Consider the following 5,495-nt stretch of genomic DNA (forward strand, 5'->3'; position numbering starts at 1 on the left):
TTATAAAGCTAGTTTGGGCTACATTTGGGCTTAATTTTTGTTTAAGTCCCGTTAGGCATCACAGAGTATCGCCAGCCTTGTCCGTATTCGTGGGCTAATTGGCTATCAGCGGGGTAGTATTCGATGCCGACTATGATTCCCTGCTTTGTGCGCTCACCCAAGGTAAAGCGGGGATACTCCCAGCCTTTGGGTATCGTGATTGTGGGTTGCATATATTTAATTGGTGATTGAAGGGATTGGTGGAATTTTGGGAGAACATTACTGAGGTTTTCCCAAAATTAGATGGTTATATTTGAAACACGCAAACGGTGTGTTGTAAGGAGTGGGCATCAAAGCCCACTCTTTCCCTATGCCGCTATTAGCTCACTGTTGCCCGCCTCAGATTCCAGCAGCCTCCACCATTCGTCAACCGTCAGTTCGTCAAATGCCCTGTCCAAGAGTTCATCGCAACAAACAGGATTGACCAACAGCGATGTCTCACGACAAGCTGCTTTGCATCTACGCACTGCCTCTATTACAGAACTACACGCCATCTTCTGCTGATGTTCTGAAGAAGCGCGGATGACCCACCAGTTGCCCTCTGTACAGCCGACTTCGCCCAATTTCACGTTGTTCTGGTAAATCCCATCGTCGAGCAATTCCAAGCCGTGCTGCTCACACGCATGGAAAATCTGCACCATAATTTCATTGCCAGTAGAAGAAGTAGGGAGCAAGGGAGAGAATTCTTCCCCTCCGCTCCCTGCGCCCTGCCCCCCTGCTTCTTCTTGCACTGGTAACGAGCCATCCTTGTAGTGTGTGCAGATGTAGCGGTGGCACTGCATTGGGGTAGCACCACGATGGACTTCCGCACCGTTCACCATCACCACCCAGCGTTGCGTTACAAAATTATCAGCATCATGGGTGATTGTGGCTATCAACTTGTTGCTTGCGTAATATTTTTTGTCGAAAAACGATATGTCAACTACTTGCAGTTCTTCGGGTGCGTTCGTCTTTGACGTTGGCGCAGGCATCGTGTTGGCTTGGTCTGCAATGTGGCGGTCGAGTTTGGCTTGGGCGAGGGCTTGTTCGTCAGTGACTTTGTGAGTCTGAGCGGACTGGTGGGCGATGATTGCGTCTACCCAAATGTCAGCGGCTTTTTTGTCCCCTGCTGGGGTTACACCGAGGTCAGCAGCAATTCTTTTGAGGCGCGGGAGGTTGCAATGGGAAAGCGCTTGCTGAGTGTATGTGGGGTATGTCATGATTTAAATCTCCATGTATTTGGAAAAAAAGGCGATCGCACAGTTTCTCAGGCTAGGGCGGTCGCCTTTTGTTTTTGAGACTTTAGTTTTAGCCTTTAGCCTCATGTAGACTAGCTTACCATATCAATATATTGATATCAATATGTACATATCAATATATTGATGTTAAGCTAGAATTGCTAATCTATTGAGGTAAACAGATGCATGTATTGGTTTCAATGGCGAGAGCTAAAAAAGCTGTACCGTCAGCACATGGTGAAAAAAAAACTCAGTATCAATTTATGTTGACTCCATCTGCCTCGCAGATGCTTGATCAATTGGCAGAAGCGGCAGGTATTACTCGCTCAGAATGTATCGAGAGATTAATTCGTACAGCAGATTTCTTAAAAATAAAGGAATTTGATATTAAAGAAACTGATGCAAGTGAATGAATGCGTTGCGATGACTGACTCGATGAATCTTCATCGTGTCTTTCGCTCCTCATTGATTAGTACAAAGCTCTTTAATAACTATTTTGCATCTGTATTTTGGCTATATCTAAGACAAATTAAGCAGAAAAAGCTGGATTGAAGCAGCGTTAGCTCATATCTTGCAGCTAGCTAGGTAAACACGTAAAAAGCATATAAAAAGCGCAAAATATTACAGTAGCTAAAGAAGCATGGTTAAGTAGAATCTGTAGTGAAATAGACTAAATAACCAAGCACTACTACATATGCGATTACAGGTTACTAACAAGGGTGACAATCAACATGAAATGGTTAGGTTTGCCTTTAATACTCAAAATATGAGAGAAAAGGCGTGAAATATCGAATTAACAAAGCACTGTGAAATGCTTGCCCACGCCCAGAATTTAGTTTACACCCTCAAAGAGTTGATGCCGACGCAGTACCAAAAAGATAATCTAGAAGCTATGCTGGCATTATTCTTAGAGGCACAAGGACACCCATTACCTGAACACAGTCAGACAAAATCCCCAAGCGCAATTAGCCGATTCTTAAACATAAACCCTTGGTCAACAAGGAAGATGATTAGGGTAATTCGTCACCGCACATTAGAAGCAGTTTTCAAGATATTATCGTCATCAACTCCAGGACGAAAACCTTTTTTACAAGTCATTATTGACTTAACAACTTTAGAAAAGCGGGGCAAATTCTCAGAATTTGGTGACTTAATTAGAGTTTACAATGGCAAGCGTGGTCTACATATAGTTGTTGTTTATTTGGTTATAGGGAGATGCCGCATTCCTTGGAGTTTCCGTGTTTGGAGAGGTAAGGGAACCCCATCACCTGCACAGTTAGGGCTAAAATTAATTAAACGTTTACCGCAATCTTTAACTCAACACTTCCAGACAATTATTTTGGCTGATACAGCCTTTGGTAGTATAGAATTCCTTGAAGGTGTACGTCGTTTGAAGTATCATGCTGTTCCAGGTGTAGCTATTAGCCGTAAGTTAGCAGATGGTAGACTTTTAAGGCGTTTGCATAAACAAGGTCAACAGGTTTATTTGTTTGGTTTAAAGTTCCCTGTTACCGTTTCTTGGTATTACTTAAAACGCGATAATGGCAAACTAGAAAAACGCTTTGTCTTGTCTACCCGCCCAATTAAAGCCTCTACTCTCAAATGGTGGGGTAAGCGTCGTTGGCAAATTGAAGGCTGGTTTAAAACTGCAAAGCATCGTTTTGGCTTACATCGTTTTGGGCAAGCCACTCTGCTGGGTATGTATCGCTGGTTGATTCTTTCTGTGACTGCCTACCTGATTGCTCATTGGGCTTATCTCCATATTCAGTCTGCATCGCCACCTGATTGGGGTCAGGCTGCACAAATAGCTCTTGAATCTATTTTCCCAAAAATAGTTGTGTATCTTCTTTTACTTGATATTGAACGCCTTGCTCATCTTACACTTAGTTGTGGTTTTGACATTCAGATTTCCAGGTGCAAGATTTGAGTTAGAGCGTTTATCGCAACAACTTGATTATTAGGTGGTACTAATGCTGTGTAAGCCACAAGTTAGTCTGCGAGCAAACTAAAACCAATGCCACTGAGTTGAAAAAGGTGGAATTATGAGCAAACCACCTTCTAAGAGTAAAAAATCTACCTCTACCGTCAAAACCGATTCAAAAGCATCTGTTAGCCCTGCGGAGGATACCTTTAATCCAGAATATCCAGCTACAGCAACTATTACGGTAACTGCTGTTGAAGTCCCAGAACTAACAGAGGCAGAAGAACGCGATCGCCTTCATCTAGAGCGCCGTGTGGAAAGAGCGTTTTTTGAGGCGGGGAAGGCGTTAGCAGAATTGCGAGATCGCAGGTTGTACCGCTCCACGCATAAAACCTTCGAGGAATACTGTCGTGATAGATTTGGGCATAGCCGCCGCCAGTCTTATCTTCTAATGGATGCGGCTATTGTGTTTGAGAACTTGGAGCAAAAATGTGATCAAATTGATCACATTTTGCCTACAGCAGAGGGGCAAGTTCGACCATTAACAAAGCTTGAACCTCAGCAACAGCAACAAGCATGGCAACTTTCAGTAGAACAGGCTGGGGGTAAAGTGCCGACTGGTAAAATCGTCAAAGATGTAGTGCAGCGCGTGCGATTCGTTCACTCGAAATGAGTATTCATACTCAGGGATGAGTGGCAAGGTAAAAAGAACGGATAGGAAAGATTGAGTTAGAAGCGAACGCCCTGTGTAACAGCAGGGATATGCTGACGAACTCACAGTGATTTGGAATGTAGAGTTAGAGTAGCAATAAATATGTCTAATACACGACAAGTTATCTGCGAATCTACCAATGAGGAGGTTCCTTCCTTAAGGGACAAGCCAATTAGTCGGGTGAGCAATAACGAATCGATGGTGGAATGGAGGCACATTAACTGGCACAAGCTAGAAAAACGTGTCTATAAGTTGCAAAAAAGAATCTACAAAGCCTCATTGCGTGATGATGTCAAAGCGTTTCGCAGACTCCAAAAAACGTTGATGAAGTCCTGGAGTGCAAAATGTCACAGCAAATCAAGGTAAAAATCCAACGCGCCTAGTAAGGCACACGGAAACACCTATAGTTCGGCACGTAAAAGTCAAAGGCGATGCCAGTCCATACAATGGCAACCTAATTTACTGGAGTTCAAGAATTGGCGCACATCCAGAAGTGCCAAAAACAGTGGCAACACTTTTAAAGCAACAAAAAGGAAAATGCGCCCACTGCAGATTGTACTTCCTTTCGGAAGATGTACTGGAAATTGACCACAAAATACCCCTAAGTATTGGCGGTAAAGACGAATATAAAAATCTCCAGTTATTACACAGACACTGCCACGATATTAAAACAGCCAAAGATGGTTTGGTTGGAGGTATGCAATTGGACAAGCACCAAATTACTGAGGAGCCGGATGAAGCGAAAGTTTCACGTCCGGTTTTGCAGACGAGTCGCTCTGGTGACGGAGCGGCTTAGTTTAATATCATGGAGCGCACTCAAGTCCCCAATCCTTACCGTGTTGGTGAAGTCTGCCAAATTCTACCTAAAGATAATCCCGAACTCAGAGGTAAGGGTGGCTGCTGGTGCATCGTCAGCCATGTTGGTGAGTTCAGTTGTACAGTGACAGCCTGGGATGGACAGTATACGGTGAGAATCGACCACCTCAAGCCACTGAATTACTCAGATGCCGAATGCCAGCAGATGCAGGATATCTGCGATCGCATTCGGAGGCTGCGGGAAACCGAGAACTTGGAAAAAGCTGCTCGTGCTGTTCTGAAATACTTGGGAGAGTTGAAGCGACCGTATTTAACTGATGTGGAAGAAAAGCTATTGAGTTTGATAGAGCAAGAATACAGAGTTATAGATTGATGTTATGGTAAAAAAACGTAATAAATACTCATTTACACTCATGTGGGGGAGCTTGCGAAGTTTTAATTAAGGGCAAGATACCATGTCCATCTGTTCGGGGATTGCCACTGTATAAACTATCCCATCGTTGGTAGTCAATTTTCTGTTATGGATAAGTTAAAAATTAAGACCTGCGATGAATGCGGTAGCTTGTATTACCAAGAAACCTCAAAGATGAGTTCCTTGTGTCCACAATGCTCTCATGTACTTTATGGTTACGAATTATGCACACATAAATTCATAAACGGCAGATGTGTAAAATGTTATTGGGATGGTTCAGTGTCAGATTATTTACAAAAAGTGTTACACAATGATGATTGAATAGGCGTTGCATAATAGAGGGATGAGTTGAGGTTGTCTACTGTGCAATGTCCATAC

At 43.3% G+C, this 5,495-nt stretch carries 7 protein-coding genes and 1 pseudogene; 6 read left to right on the plus strand and 2 right to left on the minus strand.

Annotated features, from left to right (window positions below):
- Positions 1-41: 41 nt before the first annotated feature.
- The gene (locus tag AC5JL8_RS03615; RefSeq protein ID WP_495878414.1) at positions 42-212 is read right to left on the minus strand and encodes a hypothetical protein; all 171 of its coding nucleotides are present in this window, start codon (positions 210-212) and stop codon (positions 42-44) included.
- 135 nt (positions 213-347) lie between these two features.
- Positions 348-1,238, minus strand: a complete 891-nt coding sequence (locus AC5JL8_RS03620; RefSeq protein ID WP_495878415.1) for a hypothetical protein — start codon at positions 1,236-1,238, stop codon at positions 348-350.
- 200 nt (positions 1,239-1,438) lie between these two features.
- Here AC5JL8_RS03620 and AC5JL8_RS03625 point away from each other — a divergent pair, with 200 nt between their 5' ends.
- The 6 genes and pseudogenes from AC5JL8_RS03625 (at position 1,439) to AC5JL8_RS03650 (ending at position 5,078) form a co-directional block, all read left to right on the plus strand.
- Complete coding sequence (locus AC5JL8_RS03625; protein WP_495878416.1) at positions 1,439-1,669, plus strand: RepB family protein; 231 nt, start codon at positions 1,439-1,441, stop codon at positions 1,667-1,669.
- 398 nt (positions 1,670-2,067) lie between these two features.
- Positions 2,068-3,138: pseudogene (locus tag AC5JL8_RS03630) on the plus strand (transposase); the annotation flags it as partial.
- A 160-nt stretch (positions 3,139-3,298) separates the two neighbouring features.
- Positions 3,299-3,850 carry a hypothetical protein gene (locus AC5JL8_RS03635; RefSeq protein WP_495878417.1) on the plus strand — a complete coding sequence of 184 codons (552 nt, stop codon included), beginning with the start codon at positions 3,299-3,301 and terminating at the stop codon, positions 3,848-3,850.
- Between the two features lie 141 nt (positions 3,851-3,991).
- A complete protein-coding gene (locus AC5JL8_RS03640; RefSeq protein ID WP_495878418.1) occupies positions 3,992-4,255 on the plus strand; it encodes a reverse transcriptase N-terminal domain-containing protein in 264 nt (87 codons plus the stop codon).
- The gene (locus AC5JL8_RS03645; RefSeq protein ID WP_495878419.1) at positions 4,227-4,685 is read left to right on the plus strand and encodes an HNH endonuclease; all 459 of its coding nucleotides are present in this window, start codon (positions 4,227-4,229) and stop codon (positions 4,683-4,685) included. The genes AC5JL8_RS03640 and AC5JL8_RS03645 overlap by 29 nt, the downstream gene beginning before the upstream one ends.
- Before the next feature lie 9 nt (positions 4,686-4,694).
- Positions 4,695-5,078, plus strand: coding sequence for a hypothetical protein (locus AC5JL8_RS03650; protein ID WP_495878420.1), 384 nt, complete (start codon positions 4,695-4,697; stop codon positions 5,076-5,078).
- Positions 5,079-5,495: the final 417 nt, after the last annotated feature.

The organism is Mojavia sp., from assembly GCF_059505145.1.